Source organism: Novosphingobium sp. ES2-1, assembly GCF_015169775.1.
GTDB classification, from domain to species: Bacteria; Pseudomonadota; Alphaproteobacteria; order Sphingomonadales; family Sphingomonadaceae; genus Novosphingobium; species Novosphingobium subterraneum.
The window spans coordinates 2,875,849-2,897,789 of the sequence record NZ_CP063445.1 but is presented as its reverse complement, the minus strand read 5'-3'; the positions used below and the strand labels follow the sequence as shown (position 1 = coordinate 2,897,789).

Annotated in this window: 21 protein-coding genes; 8 read left to right on the top strand and 13 right to left on the bottom strand. The window is 63.0% G+C overall.

Going from position 1 to position 21,941, the window contains the following annotated elements; all coding sequences use genetic code 11:
- The first annotated feature begins 18 nt into the window (after positions 1 to 18).
- The gene (locus tag IM701_RS14170) at positions 19 to 561 is read left to right on the top strand and encodes a hypothetical protein (RefSeq protein ID WP_193827290.1); all 543 of its coding nucleotides are present in this window, start codon (positions 19 to 21) and stop codon (positions 559 to 561) included.
- Between the two features lie 4 nt (positions 562 to 565).
- Here the strand turns inward: IM701_RS14170 and ispG are convergent, their stop codons facing one another.
- From ispG to IM701_RS14145, 5 genes are all read right to left on the bottom strand, one after another.
- Complete coding sequence (gene ispG, locus IM701_RS14165) at positions 566 to 1,702, bottom strand: flavodoxin-dependent (E)-4-hydroxy-3-methylbut-2-enyl-diphosphate synthase (RefSeq protein WP_193827289.1); 1,137 nt, start codon at positions 1,700 to 1,702, stop codon at positions 566 to 568.
- Positions 1,703 to 1,742: 40 nt separating this feature from the next.
- Positions 1,743 to 2,255 (bottom strand): GNAT family N-acetyltransferase, encoded by a 513-nt coding sequence (locus tag IM701_RS14160; protein ID WP_193827288.1) that lies wholly within the window; start codon positions 2,253 to 2,255, stop codon positions 1,743 to 1,745.
- 41 nt (positions 2,256 to 2,296) lie between these two features.
- A complete protein-coding gene (locus tag IM701_RS14155; protein ID WP_039333524.1) occupies positions 2,297 to 2,719 on the bottom strand; it encodes a hypothetical protein in 423 nt (140 codons plus the stop codon).
- 95 nt (positions 2,720 to 2,814) lie between these two features.
- Complete coding sequence (tldD, locus tag IM701_RS14150) at positions 2,815 to 4,254, bottom strand: metalloprotease TldD (RefSeq protein ID WP_193827287.1); 1,440 nt, start codon at positions 4,252 to 4,254, stop codon at positions 2,815 to 2,817.
- 49 nt (positions 4,255 to 4,303) lie between these two features.
- The gene (locus IM701_RS14145) at positions 4,304 to 4,504 is read right to left on the bottom strand and encodes a zinc-finger domain-containing protein (protein ID WP_039333527.1); all 201 of its coding nucleotides are present in this window, start codon (positions 4,502 to 4,504) and stop codon (positions 4,304 to 4,306) included.
- 70 nt (positions 4,505 to 4,574) lie between these two features.
- On the opposite strand from IM701_RS14145, the gene IM701_RS14140 reads away from it, so the two are divergent.
- Both IM701_RS14140 and nadB read left to right on the top strand, forming a co-directional pair.
- Positions 4,575 to 5,534: an ABC transporter ATP-binding protein gene (locus tag IM701_RS14140; RefSeq protein WP_193828462.1), complete on the top strand. Its 960-nt coding sequence runs from the start codon at positions 4,575 to 4,577 to the stop codon at positions 5,532 to 5,534.
- Between the two features lie 372 nt (positions 5,535 to 5,906).
- Positions 5,907 to 7,529: an L-aspartate oxidase gene (nadB, locus tag IM701_RS14135; RefSeq protein ID WP_230487719.1), complete on the top strand. Its 1,623-nt coding sequence runs from the start codon at positions 5,907 to 5,909 to the stop codon at positions 7,527 to 7,529.
- Between the two features lie 8 nt (positions 7,530 to 7,537).
- Here nadB and IM701_RS14130 read toward each other — a convergent pair whose 3' ends face one another.
- From IM701_RS14130 to IM701_RS14120, 3 genes are all read right to left on the bottom strand, one after another.
- A complete protein-coding gene (locus tag IM701_RS14130) occupies positions 7,538 to 8,065 on the bottom strand; it encodes a hypothetical protein (protein WP_193828461.1) in 528 nt (175 codons plus the stop codon).
- 130 nt (positions 8,066 to 8,195) lie between these two features.
- Positions 8,196 to 8,963, bottom strand: coding sequence for a sulfite exporter TauE/SafE family protein (locus IM701_RS14125; protein ID WP_062345416.1), 768 nt, complete (start codon positions 8,961 to 8,963; stop codon positions 8,196 to 8,198).
- A gap of 119 nt (positions 8,964 to 9,082) precedes the next feature.
- Positions 9,083 to 9,802, bottom strand: a complete 720-nt coding sequence (locus IM701_RS14120; protein ID WP_039333533.1) for a tRNA (guanosine(46)-N(7))-methyltransferase TrmB — start codon at positions 9,800 to 9,802, stop codon at positions 9,083 to 9,085.
- A gap of 112 nt (positions 9,803 to 9,914) precedes the next feature.
- Between IM701_RS14120 and IM701_RS14115 the strand changes: the two genes are divergently transcribed.
- The gene (locus IM701_RS14115; RefSeq protein WP_230487718.1) at positions 9,915 to 10,733 is read left to right on the top strand and encodes a helix-turn-helix transcriptional regulator; all 819 of its coding nucleotides are present in this window, start codon (positions 9,915 to 9,917) and stop codon (positions 10,731 to 10,733) included.
- Between the two features lie 18 nt (positions 10,734 to 10,751).
- Here IM701_RS14115 and IM701_RS14110 read toward each other — a convergent pair whose 3' ends face one another.
- From IM701_RS14110 to IM701_RS14100, 3 genes are all read right to left on the bottom strand, one after another.
- Positions 10,752 to 10,958, bottom strand: a complete 207-nt coding sequence (locus IM701_RS14110) for a DUF2945 domain-containing protein (protein WP_039333742.1) — start codon at positions 10,956 to 10,958, stop codon at positions 10,752 to 10,754.
- A 148-nt stretch (positions 10,959 to 11,106) separates the two neighbouring features.
- On the bottom strand, positions 11,107 to 11,808 hold the full coding sequence (gene ctrA, locus IM701_RS14105) for a response regulator transcription factor CtrA (RefSeq protein ID WP_011443965.1): 702 nt from the start codon (positions 11,806 to 11,808) through the stop codon (positions 11,107 to 11,109).
- Between the two features lie 306 nt (positions 11,809 to 12,114).
- On the bottom strand, positions 12,115 to 13,125 hold the full coding sequence (locus IM701_RS14100) for a tetratricopeptide repeat protein (RefSeq protein WP_193827286.1): 1,011 nt from the start codon (positions 13,123 to 13,125) through the stop codon (positions 12,115 to 12,117).
- Between the two features lie 288 nt (positions 13,126 to 13,413).
- Here IM701_RS14100 and IM701_RS14095 point away from each other — a divergent pair, with 288 nt between their 5' ends.
- From IM701_RS14095 to IM701_RS14080, 4 genes are read left to right on the top strand one after another with little or no spacing between them, the layout of a single operon-like run.
- On the top strand, positions 13,414 to 15,942 hold the full coding sequence (locus tag IM701_RS14095; RefSeq protein ID WP_230487865.1) for a cyclic nucleotide-binding domain-containing protein: 2,529 nt from the start codon (positions 13,414 to 13,416) through the stop codon (positions 15,940 to 15,942).
- 4 nt (positions 15,943 to 15,946) lie between these two features.
- The gene (locus tag IM701_RS14090; RefSeq protein ID WP_193827284.1) at positions 15,947 to 16,843 is read left to right on the top strand and encodes a hypothetical protein; all 897 of its coding nucleotides are present in this window, start codon (positions 15,947 to 15,949) and stop codon (positions 16,841 to 16,843) included.
- A 7-nt stretch (positions 16,844 to 16,850) separates the two neighbouring features.
- Entirely contained in the window at positions 16,851 to 18,734 is a 1,884-nt protein-coding gene (locus IM701_RS14085; RefSeq protein WP_193827283.1) for a cytochrome c3 family protein, read from the top strand.
- A gap of 20 nt (positions 18,735 to 18,754) precedes the next feature.
- Positions 18,755 to 19,606 (top strand): phosphodiesterase, encoded by an 852-nt coding sequence (locus IM701_RS14080; protein ID WP_193827282.1) that lies wholly within the window; start codon positions 18,755 to 18,757, stop codon positions 19,604 to 19,606.
- A 4-nt stretch (positions 19,607 to 19,610) separates the two neighbouring features.
- On the opposite strand, the gene rpoN is transcribed toward IM701_RS14080, so the two are convergent.
- Both rpoN and lptB read right to left on the bottom strand, forming a co-directional pair.
- Positions 19,611 to 21,098: an RNA polymerase factor sigma-54 gene (gene rpoN, locus IM701_RS14075; RefSeq protein ID WP_193827281.1), complete on the bottom strand. Its 1,488-nt coding sequence runs from the start codon at positions 21,096 to 21,098 to the stop codon at positions 19,611 to 19,613.
- Between the two features lie 43 nt (positions 21,099 to 21,141).
- Entirely contained in the window at positions 21,142 to 21,918 is a 777-nt protein-coding gene (gene lptB, locus IM701_RS14070) for an LPS export ABC transporter ATP-binding protein (protein WP_039333545.1), read from the bottom strand.
- Between the last annotated feature and the right edge of the window lie 23 nt (positions 21,919 to 21,941).

The window sequence follows — 21,941 nt, the reverse complement described above, 5'->3', positions numbered from 1 at the left end:
CGCAGAATTGCGAAAGGCATGAACACCATGATCCGCGCCGCGCTTGCCTCGGTACCAGTGCTTCTGGCGCTTGCCGGCTGTTCGCCCGACGGTGGGAGGCCGACGGCTTCGCTACCCGCTCCCGCATCGCAAGCTTCAACGCCGCCAGTTCCGACGCCTTCGGCAGCCGTTACGCGGATCCTTGATCGGGTTGCGGCGGATCAGTTGCTGCGTAATTCCGGCGTGACCTTGCAATGGATCAACTGGAATACGCGCGGCACTGCCAATGCGCGGGACGATGCCGGGGTGATAAGGCTCACAGCAAGTCAGGCTTCGTCGAATGGCCCCGGCCGCCTGTGGCTCGATGGCCGTGTGACGGAGATCGGCGCAGATTACTTCGTCTTTTCAGGCACGATCCGCATTACAGACACGCCCGACGCGGGCCGCAGATGCGAGGCGACCCGCGAAGACTGGCGCTTTGCCGTGACGCAGAATCGCCCATATTGGCGCTTGCGCACCTTCGAATGGTGCGATGAACTCACCGACTACATAGACATCTACAAACCCGCCGCAGGGCACTGACGGGTCATTCAGCCGCTTCGGTGACGTTCCCCGCGTCGGTCGTCGCCGCTTCGATCTCGGCGGCTTTCTTCTCTACCAGCGATACAATGTGGTCCAGCATCTCTTCGGACTGGATAGTGTGGTCGGTCACGCCCGAGAGGTAGACCATGTGCTTGCCGTTGCCGCCGCCGGTGAGGCCGATATCGGTCTCGCGCGCTTCGCCGGGGCCGTTCACGACGCAGCCGAGCACTGACAGCGAGATCGGCGTCTTGATGTGGGAAAGGCGGCTCTCCAGCGCCTCTACCGTGCGGATCACGTCAAAGCCCTGACGCGCACAGGATGGGCACGAGACCACGCGGACACCGCGCGTGCGCAGGCCGAGGCTCTTGAGGATCTCGAAGCCGACGCGGACTTCCTCTTCCGGTTCGGCCGAGAGCGAGACGCGCAAGGTATCGCCGATGCCGGCCCAGAGCAAGTTGCCGATGCCGATCGAGGACTTGACAGTGCCGCCGATCAACCCGCCAGCCTCGGTTATGCCAAGGTGCAGCGGGCAATCGACCGCTTCGGCAAGTCCCATGTAGGCAGCGACCGCGAGGAATACGTCAGAGGCCTTCACCGCCACCTTGTATTCGTGAAAATCGTGGTCCTGCAGCAGCTTGATATGATCGAGCGCGCTTTCGACGAGGGCCTCGGGGCAGGGCTCGCCGTACTTTTCCAGCAGGTCCTTCTCGAGGCTGCCGGCGTTGACGCCGATACGGATCGCGCAGCCATTGGCCTTGGCGGCCCGGACCACTTCCGCCACGCGGTCGTTGCTGCCGATGTTTCCGGGATTGATGCGCAGGCAGGCAGCGCCAGCATCGGCAGCTTCAAGCGCGCGCTTGTAGTGAAAGTGGATATCCGCAACGATCGGGACGCGGGCGGCTTTGGTGATCTGGCGCAGCGCCGTGGTGCTTTCGACGTCCGGGCACGAGACGCGGATGATGTCGGCACCGGCATCCTCGCAGCGGCGGATCTGGTCGATCGTGGCCACGGCATCGGACGTCAGGGTGTTGGTCATCGTTTGCACGGTGATCGGAGCGTCCCCGCCAACGGGAACACTGCCGACCATGATCTGGCGGCTCTTGCGACGCGCGATATCGCGCCAGGGACGGATCGAGGACATGGGCACTCTATAGGGATTAAGGAGCCGGTCCGGAAGGCGTCTAAACCGGCCCGGCAAACATGAATTCGGGATCGCAGTGGTCACCCACCCAGAATTCGATGTCGGCCACCTTGTCGAGGCCATAGCGCCGGTAGAAGCGCTGCGCATCGGGATTGTGAGCATAGACCGAAAGCTGCATCTCGTCCGCGCCCCAGGCCCGCGCTTCGGCCAGGGCCCAGTCCATCAGCCGCGCACCGTGGCCACGCCCGATCAGGTCAGGGTCGGTGTAGAGCTGCTTGAGTTCCATCGGTGAGCTTGCTGGTGTCTTCTGCGGAAGCGAACTCTTGCGGACGATCTTGCAGAAGCTGGTCAGAACGCCCTTGTCCTCGATCACCGCAATCTTCATCTCTAGATCTGCCAGCTGCGACAAAACCGTCGCTTCCGAATGTGATTCCTCAAGGAAGCGTGAGAGGTTTTCGGGGCTGTAAAGGTCGCCGAACTTGGCAATGAAGGCGCGGCGGCCGAGATCGGCAACGGCGGGCGCATCTGCAGTGTTGGCAAGGCGGAGCGTCATGCTCCGCCTTTAGCGCCATGGCGCTGCCAATTCCAACCCGGTCAGCCGGTCTTTTCAGCCTTCACCTTCGTGTAGGGCACGAACTTGCCGAGACCGACCGATCCGCGCCAGAAGCCGACGTTGCGATCGACCATCCGCACGATATCGACACTGCACAACTGTGCTCCGAACGGTGTCGTAACCATGATGTCGTTGTCGGACAGCGAGCTTGCGCCAGAATCGGGACGGTTCACCCAGATGGTGCTGCCAGTATCGTAGACGATGGCCGTCTTGTCATAGATCCGCGTATTGACGACGCGCGGCAGATACAGGCAGTCTTGCGGCTTGCCCGCCACGCGCCCTTCGAGCGCCTTGGCGAGTTCCTGTTCCGGGGTTAGACGAGGCTTGGCATCGGCAGCGGCTCCGGCAAGAAGCAGCGATCCGGCGGCCAGTGCCGCAGCGAATTTGCTGGCGGTATTGATCATCTGGCACTTCCCTTTCGATTCGGTCCCCGACCGTTAGCGCGAAACGGCTTAACCCGCGCTGACCACATAACGCCGCAGCGCCAGCAATCCTTCGATCAGGCCGTGCCGCCGACGGTGAGGCCTTCGACCAGCAAGGTTGGCTGCCCAACGCCTGCCGGAACGCTCTGCCCGCCCTTGCCGCAAACGCCGACACCTTCATCGAGCGCAAGATCGTTGCCGATGCCGATGACCTTGGTGAGGCAGGTCGGCCCGTCGCCGATCAACGTCGCACCCTTGATCGGTGCGCCGAGCTTGCCGTTCTCGATTCGGTAGGCCTCGGTGCACGAGAACACGAACTTGCCGCTCGTGATGTCGACCTGTCCGCCGCCAAAGGACTTGGCGAAGATGCCATTTTTCACGCGGGAAAGCAGTTCGGCCGGATCATCATTGCCGCCGCGCATGAAGGTATTGGTCATGCGCGGCATCGGGGCATGGGCGAAGCTTTCGCGGCGACCGTTGCCGGTAGGGGCCACGCCCATCAGGCGGGCGTTGAGCCGGTCCTGGATGTAGCCCTTGAGGATGCCGTCCTCGATCAGGATGTTCTCCTGAGTCGGCGTGCCTTCGTCGTCAATCGAAAGCGAGCCGCGACGGCCCTGGCCATTGACGCCGAGCAGGGTGCCATCGTCGATCACGGTAACGCCTCGCGCAGCGACGCGTTCGCCGATCCGACCAGAGAAGGCGCTGGTGCCCTTGCGGTTGAAATCACCTTCGAGACCATGGCCGACCGCTTCGTGCAGCAGCACGCCGGGCCAGCCGGGGCCGAGCAGCACGGTCATTTCACCCGCCGGCGCGGCCACCGATTCGAGATTGACCAGCGCCTGGTTCAGCGCTTCGTCGATCGCGCGATTCCACGTTTCTGCCGAGAACAGATCGTCGTAAAGGCGACGGCCGCCGATGCCGAACGAACCCGTTTCACGGCGGCCGTTCTGTTCCGCGACGATCGAGACGTTCAGGCGGACCAGCGGGCGGACGTCATGGGCGACGAATCCATCGGCGCGGACGATTTCCACCACCGACCACGAACCCGAAAGCGACGCCGAAACCTGCGCCACGCGAGGATCGCGAGCCCGGGCCGCCGCATCGATGGTTTCCAGCAGCTTGACCTTGGCCTCGAACGGAACGGCATCGAGCGGCGAGGCTTCGGTGTAGAGGTGGCGGTTGTTGTTGCGGGGCGGCGGGGCAGGTTGGCCCTTCGCCGGATCGAGCAGATTCAGCGTCTCGCCGGCACGGGCAATGGCAGCCGCCGAAATTTCGTTGGCGTGGGCGAAACCGGTCATCTCGCCGGAGACGCCGCGCAAGCCGAAGCCGGCATCGCGCGAATAGTCTGCCGTCTTCAGGCGACCGTCATCGAAACCGAAGCTCTCACTGGCGATGAACTGGAGATAGAGTTCGCCGTCGTCGCAGGATTTCAGCGCATTCGCGGTGAGGTTTTGCGCCTCTTCAGGCGACAGAAGGCCAGAGCGATAGAGCAGCGAGCGGGTGTCGAGATCGGTCATGCCGACCGATATAGGCGCTCAAGACACAAAGGCCATAGAGCGAAGCTGCTTAAGCGGCTTGGGCGTTATCCGCTGGGCCGCCCTTGAGGACGAAGCGCTTGTCGCAATAGCCGCACTCGACATAGCCCTTCTCGTCGATCTCGAGCCAGACGCGCGGATGGCCAAGGGCAACGCCGCCGCGAATGTCGGACGCGCCGTCGCACTTTACGCGATGATGGTCGGTGTAAACGGTTTCGGGTGCCTGAATCATGGGCTGCGGCTAGCAAATCGGCGGGCTTCAGACAATTGCGTTTTCGCTGGCGCTGGTGCAGGCAGCGGCCATGGCAAGCACCAATGAAACTCCCCCCGCAATCCGCATTCGCGATCTGGTGAAACGCTATGCGCCGACGGGCAAGGCGCCCGGCAAGCTGGCGCTGGACGGGGTCAGCTTCGACGTGCCGCAAGGCCAGATTTTCGGACTCCTCGGGCCGAACGGCGCCGGCAAGTCAACCTTGATCAATACATTGGCCGGGTTGGTAATGAAGACGTCGGGCAGCGTCGAGATCTGGGGGCATGACATCGATCACGATGTGCGCAATGCCAAAGCCTCGATCGGGATCGTGCCTCAGGAAATCGTATTCGATCCCTTCTTCACGCCGGCCGAAGTGCTCGACAACCAGGCCGGACTCTACGGCGTGCCCAAGACGATGCGGCGCACCATGGAACTTCTCCGCGCGGTCCACCTGGCCGACAAGGCGGACGCTTATGCGCGATCGCTGTCCGGCGGTATGAAGCGGCGCCTGCTTATCGCCAAGGCGATGGTCCACGCGCCGCCCGTGCTGGTGCTCGATGAGCCAACGGCTGGCGTCGACGTCGAACTGCGTCGCCAGCTGTGGGAACTGGTCGGCGAACTCAATCGCGACGGTGTGACCGTAGTGCTGACGACTCACTACCTCGAGGAGGCCGAAGAGCTTTGCGATCGCATCGCGATCATTAATCATGGCAAGCTGATCGCCAACAAGCCGACGCGCGAACTTGTCGACATGGCGCGGGAAAAGATTGTCGTGCTCACGCTGGATCGTGATCTCGATGCTGCGCCGCAGCATCCAGCGTTTCTCAAGAGTCACCTGTGTGGCGAGCGTCAGTTAGAGATCAATTACGACAAGGATCGCACGACCGCCGGCGAAGTCATGTCCCTTGTGCAGGGGCAGGGTTACGCGATCGTAGACGTTTCGACTCGAGAAGCGGATCTGGAAGACGTGTTCGTCAGCTTGACCAGCATGCCAAAAGAAACAGCGTGATGCGCTGTCCGGGCCGACTAGGTCGATTCGACATCCTTGGTGGCGCGCCAACCTCCGCGTTCCAGCCTGCGAATCGGCGCATTGCAGTTCCGGCAAGTGCCGACGAACGTCCGGCCGTCCCATTCCACGGCTGAGCGCTTGGGGCGATGGCGATTGAGCATGCAAAGGAACTTGGTCTCAAGCATGTGCGGTCAATCTGCGCGAGGGCTTTACGTGAGAATACCTATCATGCTGCACCTGCGAAGCAAGTGACCAACATGGTTAACGGCATTAAAAGCCGGTTACACTTGTCCGGAACCAGCGTCAGGCGCACTTTCGCATCGTGGCATGAGCCGTTACGGCAAGGCCGAGGCAAGATTGGGAGTTAACCGCTTGAGCGGCAATGCAGCAGCAGACGACAACGCGCCAGCCCAGACCATTCACGACGTGCTGGTGGTCGGTTCAGGTGCCGCGGGATTGACGGCCGCCCTGGTTCTTGCCGAGACTTGCCGCGTGCTGGTGCTGGCGAAGGGATCGCTGGACGGCGGGTCCACGAACTGGGCGCAGGGCGGCATCGCAGCGGTTCTCGATGAAGGCGACACGTTCGAGGACCACATTCGCGACACGATGATCGCTGGAGCCGGTCTCAATCGTCGCGAGACGGTCGAGTTCGTCGTCGAGAATGCACCAGCCGCGATCCGGCGCCTTGTTGAACTCGGCGTGCCTTTCAACGCGGCACAAGGCGCCTTGCACTTGACACGCGAGGGCGGCCATTCGCACCGCCGCATCGTCCATGTCGACGACGCGACCGGTGCCGCCGTGCAGAAGGCATTGCTCGATGCTGCGCGGGCGCATTCGAATATCACGCTCTTGCCTGGGCGGACGTGCATCGACCTGATAACCGGGCGGCACGAAGCGGCCCGTTACTCGGGCTCCGGCCGGGTCTGGGGCGTCTATGCGCTCGATGAGGCCAGCGGGAAGGTCGAGGCGCATACGGCCAGTGCAACGATCCTGGCAACCGGTGGCGCAGGGCGCGTCTACCAGTTCAGCACAGCCCCACGCGGTGCGACCGGCGATGGCATCGCCATGGCGTGGCGGGCCGGGGCGCGTGTTTCCAACATGGAAATGATGCAGTTCCATCCCACCTGTCTCTACAACCTCGAGGTCAAGAACTTCCTCATCACCGAAGCGGTGCGTGGCGAGGGTGGTCGCCTTGTGAACCCGCGGACGGGCAAGCGCTTCATGGAGTTCTATGACGCCGAACGGCTCGAACTTGCACCCCGCGATGTCGTGGCACGCGCGATCGACGCCGAGATCAAGAAGTTCGGCCTGGATTACGTCCATCTCGATATCAGCCACATGCCAGCTGATTTCGTTCGCGAACACTTCCCTAACATCTACGAAAAGCTAATGGGGCTGGGCATCGACATGACAACCAGCCCCATTCCGGTCGTGCCGGCCCAGCATTACACCTGCGGCGGCATTCTCATCGATCTTGACGGGCGGACGGATCTGCCGGGCCTCTACGCTGCGGGCGAGTGCACCGAAAGCGGCTTGCATGGGGCCAATCGCCTGGCTTCGAACTCCCTGCTGGAATGCTTCGTGTTCGGCGATGCCGCCGCGCGCGATATCCTGCGCCGGCGCGACAGCTTCGACGCACCTCCCGAAGTGCGCGCGTGGGACGAAAGCCGCGTGACCGATTCTGACGAGGAAGTCGTGATCAAGCAGAACTGGACCGAAATCCGCCGGTTCATGTGGAACTATGTCGGCATCGTGCGCACCAACAAGCGGCTTGAACGCGCGGCCCATCGCATCCAGATGCTCAGCGGTGAGGTCAACGACTATTACGGGCACTTCCGCGTGACCACAGACCTTATCGAGTTGCGCAACCTGTTGCAGAGCGCCGAACTTATCGTCCGCTCGGCTAGGGCGAGGCACGAAAGCCGGGGCCTGCATTACACGCTGGATTATCCCCAGACAGACGCCGTTGCGCGCGATACCGTGCTGGTGCCCTAGAAACCGCTCTAGGCGGCTTCGGCTTCGACGAACTCAGGATAAAACACCGGTTCGCGCAGCGACCAGCCGTGCGCCGTTGCGGCAGCCTCGCTGATCGATTGCAGCAGCGCGCGACGGCGGTCGGGACGGATGACCGGCAAGGCTGCCGCTCCGCAGAAGGCCCCGGGAAGCCAGGGGCGGGCCGCGGCGCCAAGCAGTCGCTCGTACAGGAAGCGATAGGCTGAGAAGCCGGTGATCCTGTTCTGCGCCAGGTCAAAAGCCGTCAACCGTACCAGCGGGCCCATGAACGGCTCGAGCGCGTCGATCCCGTCAACATGAGGGAGCAACTGGCGCAGCAGCGGCAATTCGCGATAGAGATCCGCCTGTTCCTGGATCGACGCGGTTTCATCAGTACTGCGGCCCCAGCGGCGAACGGTTTCGTTACGGCCGCGGGCGACGTCGAGACTGCGGCGGATATAGCGCTGCTCGGCAGCAGTGAAACTGGCGAACTCTCTTATTTCGGCAATGGTAATGCCGCTTGCGCCCAAGTTCGCCATGAAGACCTGCCCTCCAGCCGTGGCGGAGTCGCGCTCGACCCGCCCCCTTTTATTGCATGTCATGGTTAATGCGGAGTAATCTTCAGGCAAGGGCGGGCCCGCACATCAAGATGCGCAAGCCCGCAACGCCTCAGGAAAATGCCTTGTACGCGCCGTAGAGGCTGGTCAGGGTGAGGACGGTGCCGACCATGATCAGCATCGTCTTGGCCGGAATGTGCTTGGCCGCCCAAGCGCCGAACGGCGCCGCTGCAAGCCCCCCGATCAGGAACCCGAGCGTTGCACCGGCAACATCGGCCACGCCGAGGTGCCAGATGAACGCCGCAGATACCGTCAGCGTCAGGAAGAACTCGACGGTATTCACCGTGCCGATCACCTTGCGCGGATCGGCACCCTGGATCAGCAGGTTGGACGTGACGACAGGCCCCCACCCGCCACCGCCTGCGGCATCAAGGAAGCCACCGACGAGCCCGAGCGGCGCAACCCACCCGGCCTCCTTGATCTTGGGCGGATAGAGAATCCCCCGCACCAGCAGGTAGATGCCGATCGCAGAAAGATAGAGCAGCACCCACGGCTTCACCAGCGATGCGTCGATCGACGACAGGACGTAGGCACCGAGTATGCCGCCGGCCATCCCGGGCAGCAGCAGGCGGAAGAACAGCTTCTTGTCGACATTGCCGTGCAGGAGATGGCTTATGCCCGAAGTGGCAGTGGTGAAGCATTCGACGATGTGCACCCGCTGCGACGCCAGGGCGGGGGGAATGCCCAGCACGCCGACCATCAGGGTATTCGAGATCACACCGAATGCCATGCCCAGCGCGCCATCGACCATCTGCGCGGCGAAGCCGACGGCGATGAACGGCAGCAACGCGGCAAAATCGATGCCTGCGAGAAAGTCCATGTGATTCGGTCCCCCATCTGCCGTTGTCGGCCGGGACGAACCGCTACTCCGGATTAATCTCTACCAAAATGCAAGAAATTATACTCTACCGTAAAGGGAGAGTTTTTTGCGACGAAGCGTTAACCGCGTCTGCGGTAGCGGAAATACCACACCTCATGGCCATATACCGTCCGCGCCTTGTGCTCATAGCGCGTTTCAGGCCAGCCGCCGGGGCGGATCTGGAAATCCTTCGCTTCGCTCGCCAGCCATTCGAACTGGTGCTTGTGGCGGCGCATGACCATCAAGGCGTGGCGCAGATAGATCGCGTGGTCCGTGCCGAATCGGAATTCCCCGCCGGGCTTGAGCTTTGCCGCGAACATGTCGACGGGTCCGTCGTTCATCATGCGCCGCTTGGCATGGCGTGCCTTTGGCCAGGGGTCGGGGTGCAGAAGATAGAGAAATGAAAGCGAGCCGTCCGGAATGCGCCGGAGCACTTCCAACGCATCGCCGTGATGAATACGCACGTTGGGGATGGGCGGATGCTCGCCGTTGTCCCCTGAAACGTGCGTAAGCGCCTGGGCCACGCCATTCAGGAACGGCTCCGCACCGATGAAGCCGTGATCGGGCAGCATGTCGGCGCGGAACGCCATGTGCTCGCCCCCACCGAAGCCGATCTCGAAGTGGAGTGGACGAGGCTCGCCAAACAGAGCCTCGGCAGTGATCGGACCTGCTGCAGGCATCGAGATCTGCGGCAGCAGTTCATCGACCAGCGCCTGCTGGCCCTGCCGCAAGGGCTTGCCCTTGGCACGGCCATAGAGGCGGTTGATCGTCGTCGGATCGCCGGGTTTGTAGGCTGTCATGGGGGCGGCGTTTGGCAGGGCGGCCCGCAGGGGTCAATATCATCAGCCTCCCGCGTCCGAGTACAAGAAAATTGGATGGACGGTGCGCGCCTGCTGTGGTGATCAGAGAGCCATGTCTGCAACCGATCATGGCTGCCCCGCGATCGCCGAACTTACCGACAAGGAGTTGGAAGTCCTTCGCCTGCTCACCGCTGGGCACACGATAAAGTCGATCGCCACCGTACTCGACCGTAGCGAGGCCTCGATCAACGAGCGCTTGCGCGATGCGAGGCGCAAGACCGGGATCGGCAGCAGTCGCGAACTGGCGCGGCTGGTGGCGGGACAGGAAATCTGGCCCAGAAAAACTGATCTATCTCCGACCGGCTTCCTGGAAGACGCTGATGAACAGCCCGCACTCGCGGTGCGTCTCTGGCCGAAAGGAAAGATCGCCATGATTACTCTGATACCCCTCGCTGCCGGTCTCATGCTGGTTTCCACCGGCTCGCAACAGGTTGCGCAGGCACCGGCTGCACATTCGGCCGGTGCAATTGCCTCGCCGCTCATCGGTAAGTGGTCGCTCGACACAGCGCGTCTTCCGGCCGAGGAGCGGCCTCGCAGCGTCATGATCGCGTTCAGGGTTTCGCCCGATCGGCAGTGGACGACGCAGGTCGAAATCGTCACGCCCGACGGCAGCCGGATGACCGCAGGCTCAACAGCGAAACTCGATGGCGTGGCCGTACCGATCTCCGGCAACATTCCGATCTACGATGCCGCATCGCTGCGTCAGCCGGCACCTAACACGCTGGTGATGACACTCGGCAAGGAGGGCAGGCAGGTCGCAACGCGAGTCTACACAGTTGCCAAGGACGGCAAGTCGATGACCGAGACGATTGTCTGGGCCGACAAGAGCATGCCGGAGATGGAAACGACGTACTTCACCCGGGTTGGGTGACCGGCATTCGCTTGGCCGTCAGTCGCGTCTTAGCGCCCCCGGCTTGTGCGCCGCGCGCTTGCCCTCTTCGGTCTCGACGAGAAACTCGGGGTTGTCCTTTGACGCGGCGACCTTGTGGCCCTTGATCGTGGTTGGCTTCTCCAGTTTGCGCACCACCTTGCCATGGGCTTCGCCGCCATGGCTTTTCCACGAAACCTTGTCGCCTGCTTTCAATCCCTTGGCCATGTCCTGCTCATCCTCGTTGCATGTCGCATAAGGCAGCGGGCGAGGCGCGCGGCGGTTCCCCTCCATGCCCGCAAGTGCATGGCCCGAATGCCAAACGGCCCGCCGTTTCCGGCGGGCCGTCTCAGGGATGGCTATGGCAAACACGCGGTCAGGCCGCTTCGATCGCGCTCATGTCATCAGGATCGCGCAGCACGTAGCCACGGCCCCAGACGGTTTCGATGTAATTCTCGCCACCGCAGGCATGTGCCAGCTTCTTGCGGAGCTTGCAGATGAACACGTCGATGATCTTGAGTTCCGGTTCGTCCATGCCGCCATAAAGATGGTTGAGGAACATTTCCTTGGTCAGCGTGGTGCCCTTGCGCAGCGAAAGCAGCTCGAGCATTGCGTATTCCTTGCCGGTCAGATGCACGCGGGCACCATCGACCTCGACCGTCTTGGCATCGAGGTTGACCGAAAGCTTGCCGGTGCGGATGACCGACTGCGAATGGCCCTTGGAGCGACGCACCACCGCATGGATGCGGGCGATCAGCTCTTCGCGGTGGAAGGGCTTGGTCACGTAATCGTCGGCGCCGAAGCCGAACGAGCGGACCTTGCTGTCCATTTCCGAAATGCCCGAAAGGATCAGGACCGGCGTCTGCACCTTGGCGACGCGGAGCTTCTTGAGCACGTCGTAGCCGTGCATGTCAGGCAGGTTGAGGTCGAGCAGGATGATGTCGTAATCATACAACTTGCCGAGATCGAGGCCTTCTTCGCCAAGGTCGGTAGAGTAGACATTGAAGCCCTCGGTCGTGAGCATGAGCTCGATCGCCTTGGCCGTTGTAGGTTCGTCCTCGATCAGCAGTACGCGCATTGAACCGCCCCTCTATTGCCATGTCCCTGAGGCAATTAACCCGCCTTCAATTCGGGTTGCCCGCCATTAACCATAGGAGGAATGAACATGAAAGGTTAATTTGTTGTAAAGCGACGAAGCGGTTTCGCGCGGGTTAACGCCCAAGTCTCGGAAAAGTGATTCAATTCGGCGCAGCACTGATTCGATTTGGCACGGAAGGCCTTGATTCCTGGGTGTCCCGAAACGAATCACCGGCGCCGGACCTGAGGCCGCAAGGTTAATGCCGAACGCGCGCCTTTGCCCAATTGCCGGGTTCGCAGGGCCGAATCAGGCCCCGGCTACACCAAGGCTCGAAGCAGCCTCACGCAGTTTGCGTGAGCTCGCACTGTCGTTGCGGAAGGCGGCAAGCCCCCTCTGCAAGGCCTCTGCCGCCTTGCGCGGTTCGCCCAGCTGCATGCGGCTGCGCAGCAGCATGATCCAGCGGTCGACATCGCCGGGATTGGCCTGAAGTTTCGCCTCCAGTCCGTCCACCATGCCGCGAATCATGGCTTCCTGCTGACCCTTGGGCATCCCTTGGGCAGCTTTCATCTGCTCGCTGGTGGGGCCGGGAATTCCTGCCGCAGCCTTGTGCGGACCATCGGTAATCACGCCATTGGCAGGGGCCGCAAACTTTGCTTCGGCAAGGCGCTTCTCGACATCGATCTTGTACTTCTCGCCGACATTGCGAATTACCTCGCGAATGTCTTCGGCGTACGGGGCGTCAGCGGGCGTATCCTCGAGCAGGGCAAACCAGGCGTTGATGGCCTGCCTATGCCGACCAGCCAGGTCCATTGCCACCGCCTGGAAATAGCGCGCACGGGCATCCTTCGGGTCAAGCTTGATCGCCTTGTCGAACGCTGCCTTTGCGTCACGGGGCATCCGCCCTTCTTCCTTGCTGGCAAGCACGAGTGCCTCGCCCAGGAACGACCATGTTTCGGCATGATCTGGGTCGAGCTTCGTCGCCTTCTTCAGCGCGGTGGCAGCTTCGGCGTAGCGTTCGGTCTGGAAATAGGACCAGCCCAGCATCCGCCAGCCCTCGGCATCGTCCGGTTTCTCCGCCAGCTTTGCCTCGAGCTTGGCGATCACGTCATCCACCGAAGGCTGCTGGCTGGGGGCGGCGGGCGGTGGCACGGCCGGAGGAGGGGGCGTGTCCGGGCCGCGAAGCATGGCAACACCGCCAGCGCCCAGCGCGATCAGTCCTGCGGCAATCAGGGCATAGCGGCCGACGCGCGACGTCCCTTGCGCCGGATCACGCGGTGCAGGCTCCCGCGGGTCGCTGGCGGGCTGGGGATCTGTCATCGCTCACTCCTGTCGGGCACCATCCTCGGCGTCCGTGTTATGTGGCGCATATCGTGCCGGTAGGGTCGCTTGCAAGCGTCACCGGCGCACAAGCCGCCTCCCACGTCCGGATGCGCAAATTGCGGGTGGCAATGCGCGGCGCATCGGCTAATGTCATGCCACAGGGGTCGCAAATCGGTTTTTTGAACAGGCAGGTGCGGGAACAGCGCCGTCGGTTCGCGATGCGGGGGACGCATACCGGTGGGCGAGGTTTTCAAGGTTGCGATCATCGGCTCGGGCCCGGCGGGCATGAGTGCTGCCGGCCGTGCGGCGCAGCTCGGCATGAGCCACGTGCTGCTTGAAAAGACCGATCACCTTTCGGACACGATCTACAAGTACCAGACGGGCAAGCACGTGATGGCCACGCCATCGCAGCTTATCCTGCGATCGGATCAGGAGTTCGACGCGGGCAAGAAGGAAGACATCCTCGACAAGTGGAACCGCCGCACCGCCGAGCTCGGCGTGAACGTGAAGTACAATGCCGAGGTGAAATCCATCAAGGGAACCGGCGCCCCGATTCCCGGCTCGGTACAGAAGATTGTCACGAGAGCGCGCGACGGGTCGACCACCACGACCGAGCTCCAGCGCTTCGCACCCCCCTATGCCATCGAGCTGACCAACGGCGAGACGGTCATGGCAGAAACCGTGGTCCTTGCCATCGGCACGCAGGGCAACCCGAACCTCATGCGCTGCCCCGGCGGCGATCTGCCGCATGTGACCTACCAGCTGGACGATCCCTACGCCGTGCTCGACCAGCATATCGTTGTGGTCGGTACCGGTGACGCCGGGATCGAGAACGCGCGTGGCCTCGTCGAGGATCCGGCACAGGGCAACGTCGTCACGGTGCTCAACCGCAGTCCGAAATCGACCAACGTCCGCGAGAGCTTCGCCACCGCCAAGGAGCCCAATGCCAAGGCTCTGGTCGAGGATGACGCGGCAGGCAAGCTGACGATCCGCTACGAGACCGAGACCAAGTCGATCGAGCCCGGCTGGATCACCCTGTCGACCCGCGACGGCGAGGAGCGCATCCGCTGCGACCGCATCATCGCGCGTATCGGTTCGGCGCCACCGCGCGCTTTCGTGGAAGGCTGCGGCATCGAGTTCGCCAGTGCCGACCGCCTCGCCTTCCCGACGCTGTCACCACAGTTCGAATCGACGGCGCCCGGCATTTTCGTGATCGGCGCGCTGGCGGGCTATCCGCTGATCAAGCACTGCATGAACCAGGGCTACGATGTCGTCGAGTTCATCAACGGCAATACCGAACTGAAACCGGCGGACGAGCCACTGCTCGAAGCCAAGTTTGCAGGCTTGCCGGGTAACCGTTCGGTCAATGACTGGCTCGAGTTCCTGCGGACGAATGTCACGATCCTCGATGGCATGACCACGTTGCAGCTGCGCGAATTCATGCTCGATTCGGCCGCGCGCGCCTACGCCAAGGGCGAGACGATCTTCGAGAAGAACGATCCCGGGTCCTCCCTCTTCGCGATTGCCTCGGGCTCGGTTCACGTGCGGCTTGACCCCAACGATCCTACAAAGGTCGTGCCGATTCCCGCCGGCACGATCTTCGGCGAAGTCGGCCTGATTTCCGGGCGCAAGCGTGGCGCCACGATTGTGGCGGCGGAAGACACCATCTGCGTTGAGATCAGCCGCAACGCCGCGCTCAAGCTGCAAAGCCAGGTGCCGACAGCCAAGCGCGCGATAGAGCGCATCTCGACCGAACGTCAGATCCTCCAGATGTTCGGTTCCGGGCTGACGAGCGCCGACATTGCGGAAGTGGTCGAGACCTCGAAGATCCTGCAGGTGCGCGCCGGTGACGCGATCATCCGGGAAGGCGAGGAAGACAAGGACATCTTTGTCATCCGTGTAGGCTCAATGGTCGTGGAAAAGGAAGTTGGCGGCAAGCCGGTGTTCCTGTCCTACCTGCCGGCCGGTTCCTACGTAGGCGAAATGGCGCTGATCGATGGCGGGCGGCGCACGGCAACGGTGCGCGCTGCAATCAAGAGCGAGGTCATCAGAATCGATGGCGAGGCCTTCAGCCGCGTCCTTGCCGCCAAGCCCGCCCTGCTCGAACGTGCGCGCAAGGACATGGAAGTGCGCCGCGCCACGAATGCCTTCATCGAATCCAAGAAGGACAGCTTCTCGGGCGTGGTCGACCTCTATTCCGAACAGGCCAAGTTCCTCGTCAGTCAGGGGTTGGGCGAAGCGACCGACGTCCTGCTGATCGATGAACGGCTCTGCGTCGGCTGTGACAACTGCGAAAAGGCCTGCGCCGACAGTCATGACGGGCTCTCGCGCCTCGATCGCGAGGCAGGCAAGAGCTTTGCTCATCTCCACGTGCCGACATCGTGCCGCCACTGCGAACATCCGCATTGCATGGCGGATTGCCCGCCCAACGCGATCCATCGCGGACCTGATGGCGAGGTGTTCATCAACGATACCTGCATCGGCTGCGGCAACTGTCAGCGTAACTGCCCCTACGGCGTGATCCGCATGGACAAAGTGCCGCCAAAGAAGCCCTCGCTGCTGTCATGGCTGTTCTTCGGCTCGGGCCCGGGGCCGGGCGAGCCACCTTACAAGTGGTCGAAGAAGAACACCAAGTACACTGGCGATCCCGCAGTCGACGAACTGCTCGACCGCAAGAAAGCGATCAAGTGCGACATGTGCGCCGGGATCGAAGGCGGCCCGAGCTGCGTCCGCGCCTGCCCGACCGGCGCTGCCATCCGCGTATCGCCCGACGAATTCCTGACCGTCGCGCGGCTCGAGAACGAGGGGGTCTGAGCCGATGGCATCCGTTGCACCACGCAAGCGTACCGACGCCACCCGCCAGCGCACATCCACGCACGAGGGCTTTCTTACGCACCGGAACCTGTTCTGGGGCAAGCTTTCGGCCCTGCTGGCGGTCGCTCTGATCGCCCTTTACATCTTCGTGCCGCTTCCGGGCACGCACTTCGGTTCAAGCTGGCTGGGCTATACGCTCGGCACGATCGGTGTGCTGCTGATCTTGTGGCTGACGATGCTCGGCATGCGCAAGCGCGCAATTACCCCGGGGCGCTGGAGCCTGAAGGGATGGACTTCAGCCCATGTCTACCTCGGCCTGTGCCTGACAGTGATCGGTACGCTCCATTCGGGCTTTCACCTTGGCTGGAACGTCCATACTCTGGCCTGGGCGCTGATGCTGATCGTGATCGGATCGGGCATCTTCGGCATCTGGGTCTATGCCACGCTGCCGCAGGCGCTGTCAGCCAACCGCTATGACGAAGAAGGCGCGATCACCGAAAAGCAGATGATCGAAGCGCTGCGCTCGCTTGATCGCCAGATCCACGATGCTGCCCAGCCGCTCGACCCTGAAACGGCGACGCTCGTCGGCAAGAGCCTTGATGAAGATCCGTTCGCTGGCAGTTTCTGGAACCGCATCACCGGCAAATACCCCCGATGCGCCACGCGTAGCACGGCAGCGGAACTGCGGCGGCTGCGGGCCTATCGCCCGCGCATTGCCAACGATCCGCTCGACAAGATCGATGCCCTGCTGACGCGCAAGGAGGCGATGCTCGGTCGAATGCGACGGCACCTGAAGCTGAAATCCTGGCTGCAGGCATGGCTCTACATTCACGTGCCCGTGACATTTGCGCTGATCGCGGCGCTTTCCGCCCATATCGTCAGCGTCTTCTTCTACTGGTGAGCGCAAGATGAGCTTTCTAGTCCGTCAGATCGCGCTCAAGTCCAGTGGCGAGGAGATCGTCCGGCCGTCCACGGTCGAAGGCGATGTTCTCACCATCGGCCGTGATGCCGCATGCGACATCCACCTGCCCGACCTTGCCGTCGATCCGCGCCATGCACAGGTCACGCGCGCCGCGGACGGCAGCCTGATTATCGCCTCGATCGGAGCGCAGCCGTTCGAGGTCAACGGCCGCAGCACGACGCAATGTCCGCTGGATCCGCTGGCGGGCGCGGAACTGACCTTTGGGGGTCACCGCATTGCCGTTTCAGTTGATCCTGAGTCGGGGGCGGCAACCTTCACCGTTCGCCGCGTCGAGGCGGTTTCGGACTCGGCCGAGGACAAGGACATCGCCACCGTCTACACGCTCAAGGGCCTGCTGCCCGGCAAGCGCATGTCGGCGTGGACCTTTGCCATACTGGTCCTGGTTTCGTTCCTCGCCTTCCCGATCTACAGCTACATGACCTACAAGCCGCTGGCGATGCAGGAGAAGGCGCGCCGGCCCGATGGCTTCCATGCCGACCAGACCTGGTCCTCGGGGCCGTTGAGCCTTGCCCACAAGAACCTGGGTGGAGATTGCCAGGCCTGCCACACGCAGGCCTTTGTCGCGGTGACTGACAACGCATGCCTGACCTGCCACACCAAGGACGCGCACGATCACATCGCGGACAAGAGGAGGCTGCTGAAGGCGCGCGGCGAACCAACCGGCATGGCCGCGATCCAGCGTGCGGTGGCCAGTGCCTTCAATCGCCCGGCTGGCAGGTGTGTGGATTGTCACACCGAGCATGAGGGGGCGGATGCTATGCCGGCCACCCAGCAGAAGTTCTGCGCGGACTGCCACAACGGAATGAAGGGTCGCTTGCCGGACACGAAGATCGCCGATGCCGCCGATTTCGGAACGGCCCATCCCCAGTTCAAGCCGATGATCATCAGCGGCATGAACGGCAGGAAGCCCCTTTTCCAGCGTGCCAGCTGGACGCCGGGGCTGACCGAGAACAACGGCCTGAAGTTCACCCATGGCCAGCATCTGTCCAAGACCAACGGCATTGCGCAGATGGTGCGCCGCATGCCTGGACGCTTCGCCGCCGGCGATGCGCTGCAGTGCAAGGATTGCCACAAGGCCGATGCCACCGGCACCCGCTTCAAGCCGGTAGTGATGGAAGATTCCTGCCAGTCCTGCCATTCGTTGAGCTTCGACCAGGTCGGCGGCACCTTCCGAACCTTGCGGCATGGCGAGCCTGAACTGGTGGTCGCCGATCTGCGCGCATTCTATCGTGGCGGCGCTCCGGCGCGTCCGGCCAACCTGTCGGGCCTCGCTCGCCGCGTGCCGGGCGACGCTGCGCTGCGTTCCACTGCGGCCGACTATGCCCGCGCGGTGAGGTTCTATCCGACGCGCGCCGAACAGGCGGTGGCGCAAGTCTTCTCAAATGGCGGCATGTGCTACGATTGCCATACCGTCACGCGCGGCGGTTCTGCGGCAAGCGGGGGCTTTGCCGTCCAGCCGGTCGCACAGAACGATCGCTATTACCACAAGGGCTGGTTCGACCATAAGCCGCACAACAAGAGCGATTGCGCCGATTGCCACGTCAACGCCGTCACTTCGAACAAGGCGAGCGATCTGCTCGTCCCGGGGATTGACGGGAAGGGCGGCTGCCGTTCCTGCCATGTCGGCGGCGAGGGAGCGAAGCTTGCATCCGTATCCGTGAAAGACCCGGTCGATTCCTCCTGCGCCATGTGCCACTCCTATCACATGGATGCGGGCGCTCCCTGGGCGCCCAAGAAGGACCGCAAGAAGGACGTGGCGCAAACCGTGGCCGTGGCTGAAAGGCCCCGTTTCCCGGTGAAGCTGCGCTAGCGCGCCGGAACGGGGGGAAGATGCTGATCGCACAGGTCACCGATATTCACCTGGGGTTCGAGCCTGACTCGCCCGGTGAATTCAACCGGCAGCGGCTTGACCGCGTGCTGGGTGAGCTGGCCGCGATGCAGCCGCGCCCGGATTTGCTGCTGGCGACCGGTGACCTGATCGATCGCGGCGACAAGGCCAGTTACGAACGCTTGCGCGAAGCCTTCTCGGGCCTGCCATTCCCGGTCCACTATGCGCTTGGCAACCATGATGAGCGTGCCACTTTCCGCGAGGTTTTCCCCGAGATCACCTTTGACGGTGGCTTTCTCCAATATGTCGTGGAAGCTGGACCGATACGCCTGATCGTGCTCGATACGCTCGAGGAAGGTCGCCACGGTGGAGCCTTCTGCGAGGCTCGGGCCGATTGGCTCAGAGCGCGGCTCGACGAGGCGCCAGAGGCGCGCACGCTGATCGTCCAGCACCACCCCCCGGTGGAGGTCGGCATTCCCTGGATGAACACAGATCCTGCCGAACCATGGGTCGAACGACTGGCGGCATGCCTGCGCGGCAGAAGCAACATCATCGGTATCGTCTGTGGCCATATCCATCGCGCCATCAGCACGGCGTGGGAGGGCACGATTGTCGCCACATGCCCGTCGACGGCGCCGCAAGTCGCGCTGGACCTGCGCCCGATCGATCCAGATTGCCCGGATGAGCGCAACCTGATCATTGCCGATCCACCGGGTTATGCGCTGCACTGGTTCAACGGCCGTGAACTGGTGACGCACTGGGACACGGCAGAGGACCATCAGGTTCTCGCGCGCTATGATGCCAACCTGCAGGGCATGATCCAGCACATGCTGGCCGAGCGTCCCGGCGCTTGAGCGCCTAGCGGACCGCCGCCAGCGCTTTCTGGCGCCGCCGTTGCACCGAACTGCCGAGCCCAATTGCCTCGCGATACTTCGCCACGGTGCGCCGGGCGAGGTCGAAACCCTTGGCTTTCAAGAGATCGACAAGGGCATCGTCCGAAAGGATCGCCTTGGGATCTTCGGCATCGATCAGTTGCCGGATCGCGGCCTTGACCGCTTCGGCCGAAGCGCCTTCGCCGTCCGAAGAGCCTACGCCGGATGTGAAGAAATACTTCAGCTCGAATGTGCCACGCTCGCAATGCAGGTACTTGTTCGAGGTGACGCGGCTGACAGTCGATTCGTGCATCGAGATCGCTTCGGCCACGGTCTTGAGCGTGAGCGGGCGCAAGTGCGCCACGCCATGCCGGAAGAAGCCGTCCTGTTGCTTTACCAGTTCCGATGCCACCTTGAGGATCGTCTTCTGACGCTGGTCGAGCGCTTTCAGCAGCCAGTTGGCGTCCGCCAGCTTGTCGCCCAACCAAGCCTTGGCGTCCTTGCTGATGCAGGCCCTTCGCATCTCGACATAGTAGCTGCGGTTGACCACCAGGCGCGGCAGGGTCGCCTGGTTGAGCGCGATGTTCCACCCGTCCCTTGTCGCGCGCACCAGGATGTCCGGCACGACGGCTTCTGCAGCGCCACCACCGAAGCGCAGGCCGGGGCGGGGATCGTAGCTGCGCAACTCGGCCAGCATGTCGGCGAAATCTTCGTCGTCGACCTGGCACAACCGCTTGAGCCGCGCGATCTCGCCGCGCGCGACGAGGTCCAGGTTGTCTATCAGCCGGGCCATGCAGGGATCGTAGCGATCGGCCTCCTTGGCTTGCAGCGCGATGCACTCGGCAAGGTTGCGCGCGCCGACGCCAGTGGGGTCGAGCGTCTGCACCAGCGTCAATGCGCGTTCGACGACGACGAGTGAAAGCCCGAGCGCTTCGGCAATTTCGCCAAGTGGAATGCCGATGTAGCCTGCCTCGTCCAGCTGATCGATCAGCCAGCGTGCGACGAACAGCATTTGCGGGTCCGAAGTGATCGCGCCGATCTGTGCATGCAGATGCTCGGCCAGCGTCTGATCAAAGCGGCCATGCTCGTCGATATCCGGGCCTTCGCCGCCTGCCGATAAGTCGCGCGAGGAGGAAAGCTCGAATGCGCCAGCATCGCCAGTGTCGCGGTCGCGGTCGAGCGCTGAGACGTCGATGTCGAGAGGTCGATCTTCCTCGACCCGACCTTCAGAGACCAGCTGGTCAACCGGCGAGGATTCCAGATGCGTCCGCCGCAGCTCCTCGGGCAGGGTCTCCACCGGTTCTGTTGGAGAAGGCTCGCCAATCTCCAACAGTGGATTGGCTTCGAGCGCCTCGCCGATGAAGGTTTCCACCTCGAGATTCGATAACGCCAGCAGCTTGATCGCCTGCTGGAGTTGCGGCGTCATCACCAGCGACTGGGTCTGCCTGATGTCCAGCCGAGGCCCGAGCGCCATCTCTCAGACTCCCCCCGAGTCCCGCATCAGTTGCCGCTCTGCCTCACAGGGTGAAACCCTCGCCCAGATAGAGCCTGCGGACGTTGGCGTCGGCAACAAGCGCTTCGGGGCTGCCTGCAAAAAGTACCTGCCCGCCGTAGATGATACAGGCGCGATCCACGATATCGAGTGTTTCGCGCACGTTGTGGTCGGTGATCAGGACGCCGATACCGCGCCCCTTGAGGTCCTTTACCAGATGGCGGATGTCGCTGATCGAAAGCGGGTCGATCCCGGCGAAGGGCTCGTCCAGCAGGATGATCGACGGGCGCGCCGCCAAGGCGCGGGCGATCTCGCAGCGCCTGCGCTCCCCGCCTGAAAGCGCCATGGCCGGGCTGGAGCGCAGCCGGGTCAGCCCGAATTCGTCGAGCAGACGTTCAAGCTCGGAGTCGCGGGTCGCCTTGTCCGGCTCGATCAGTTCGAGCACGGTTGAAATGTTCTGCTCGACAGTCATGCCGCGGAAAATCGAGGTTTCCTGCGGCAGGTACCCGAGGCCGAGGATTGAGCGCCGGTACATCGGCAGCTTGGTGATATCGACACCATCGAGCAGGATGCGGCCCGAATCAGGGCGCACGAGACCCATGATCGAATAGAAGCAGGTGGTCTTCCCCGCGCCGTTGGGGCCCAGTAGGCCCAGCACCTCGCCCTTGCCAACGGAAAGGGAGATGTCGGTGAGAACCGCGCGCTTGTCATAGGATTTGGCGATCGACACGACTTCGAGCCCGCCCTGCGGGATCGGCGGGGCGGCATTCGCGGGTGCGGCAGTCTTTTCGATCACGGTCATCGCTTCGGCTCTGCAGTTTCAGG

What these genes read in the sequence shown, in the direction of transcription:
- IM701_RS14170 (WP_193827290.1), top strand. Translation starts at nt 19, where the DNA reads ATGAACACCATGATCCGCGCCGCGCTTGCCTCGGTACCAGTGCTTCTG.
- ispG (WP_193827289.1), bottom strand. Translation starts at nt 1,702, where the DNA reads ATGTCCTCGATCCGTCCCTGGCGCGATATCGCGCGTCGCAAGAGCCGC.
- IM701_RS14160 (WP_193827288.1), bottom strand. Translation starts at nt 2,255, where the DNA reads ATGACGCTCCGCCTTGCCAACACTGCAGATGCGCCCGCCGTTGCCGAT.
- IM701_RS14155 (WP_039333524.1), bottom strand. Translation starts at nt 2,719, where the DNA reads ATGATCAATACCGCCAGCAAATTCGCTGCGGCACTGGCCGCCGGATCG.
- tldD (WP_193827287.1), bottom strand. Translation starts at nt 4,254, where the DNA reads ATGACCGATCTCGACACCCGCTCGCTGCTCTATCGCTCTGGCCTTCTG.
- IM701_RS14145 (WP_039333527.1), bottom strand. Translation starts at nt 4,504, where the DNA reads ATGATTCAGGCACCCGAAACCGTTTACACCGACCATCATCGCGTAAAG.
- IM701_RS14140 (WP_193828462.1), top strand. Translation starts at nt 4,575, where the DNA reads ATGGCAAGCACCAATGAAACTCCCCCCGCAATCCGCATTCGCGATCTG.
- IM701_RS14130 (WP_193828461.1), bottom strand. Translation starts at nt 8,065, where the DNA reads ATGGCGAACTTGGGCGCAAGCGGCATTACCATTGCCGAAATAAGAGAG.
- IM701_RS14125 (WP_062345416.1), bottom strand. Translation starts at nt 8,963, where the DNA reads ATGGACTTTCTCGCAGGCATCGATTTTGCCGCGTTGCTGCCGTTCATC.
- IM701_RS14120 (WP_039333533.1), bottom strand. Translation starts at nt 9,802, where the DNA reads ATGACAGCCTACAAACCCGGCGATCCGACGACGATCAACCGCCTCTAT.
- IM701_RS14115 (WP_230487718.1), top strand. Translation starts at nt 9,915, where the DNA reads ATGTCTGCAACCGATCATGGCTGCCCCGCGATCGCCGAACTTACCGAC.
- IM701_RS14110 (WP_039333742.1), bottom strand. Translation starts at nt 10,958, where the DNA reads ATGGCCAAGGGATTGAAAGCAGGCGACAAGGTTTCGTGGAAAAGCCAT.
- ctrA (WP_011443965.1), bottom strand. Translation starts at nt 11,808, where the DNA reads ATGCGCGTACTGCTGATCGAGGACGAACCTACAACGGCCAAGGCGATC.
- IM701_RS14100 (WP_193827286.1), bottom strand. Translation starts at nt 13,125, where the DNA reads ATGACAGATCCCCAGCCCGCCAGCGACCCGCGGGAGCCTGCACCGCGT.
- IM701_RS14095 (WP_230487865.1), top strand. Translation starts at nt 13,414, where the DNA reads ATGAGTGCTGCCGGCCGTGCGGCGCAGCTCGGCATGAGCCACGTGCTG.
- IM701_RS14090 (WP_193827284.1), top strand. Translation starts at nt 15,947, where the DNA reads ATGGCATCCGTTGCACCACGCAAGCGTACCGACGCCACCCGCCAGCGC.
- IM701_RS14085 (WP_193827283.1), top strand. Translation starts at nt 16,851, where the DNA reads ATGAGCTTTCTAGTCCGTCAGATCGCGCTCAAGTCCAGTGGCGAGGAG.
- IM701_RS14080 (WP_193827282.1), top strand. Translation starts at nt 18,755, where the DNA reads ATGCTGATCGCACAGGTCACCGATATTCACCTGGGGTTCGAGCCTGAC.
- rpoN (WP_193827281.1), bottom strand. Translation starts at nt 21,098, where the DNA reads ATGGCGCTCGGGCCTCGGCTGGACATCAGGCAGACCCAGTCGCTGGTG.
- lptB (WP_039333545.1), bottom strand. Translation starts at nt 21,918, where the DNA reads ATGACCGTGATCGAAAAGACTGCCGCACCCGCGAATGCCGCCCCGCCG.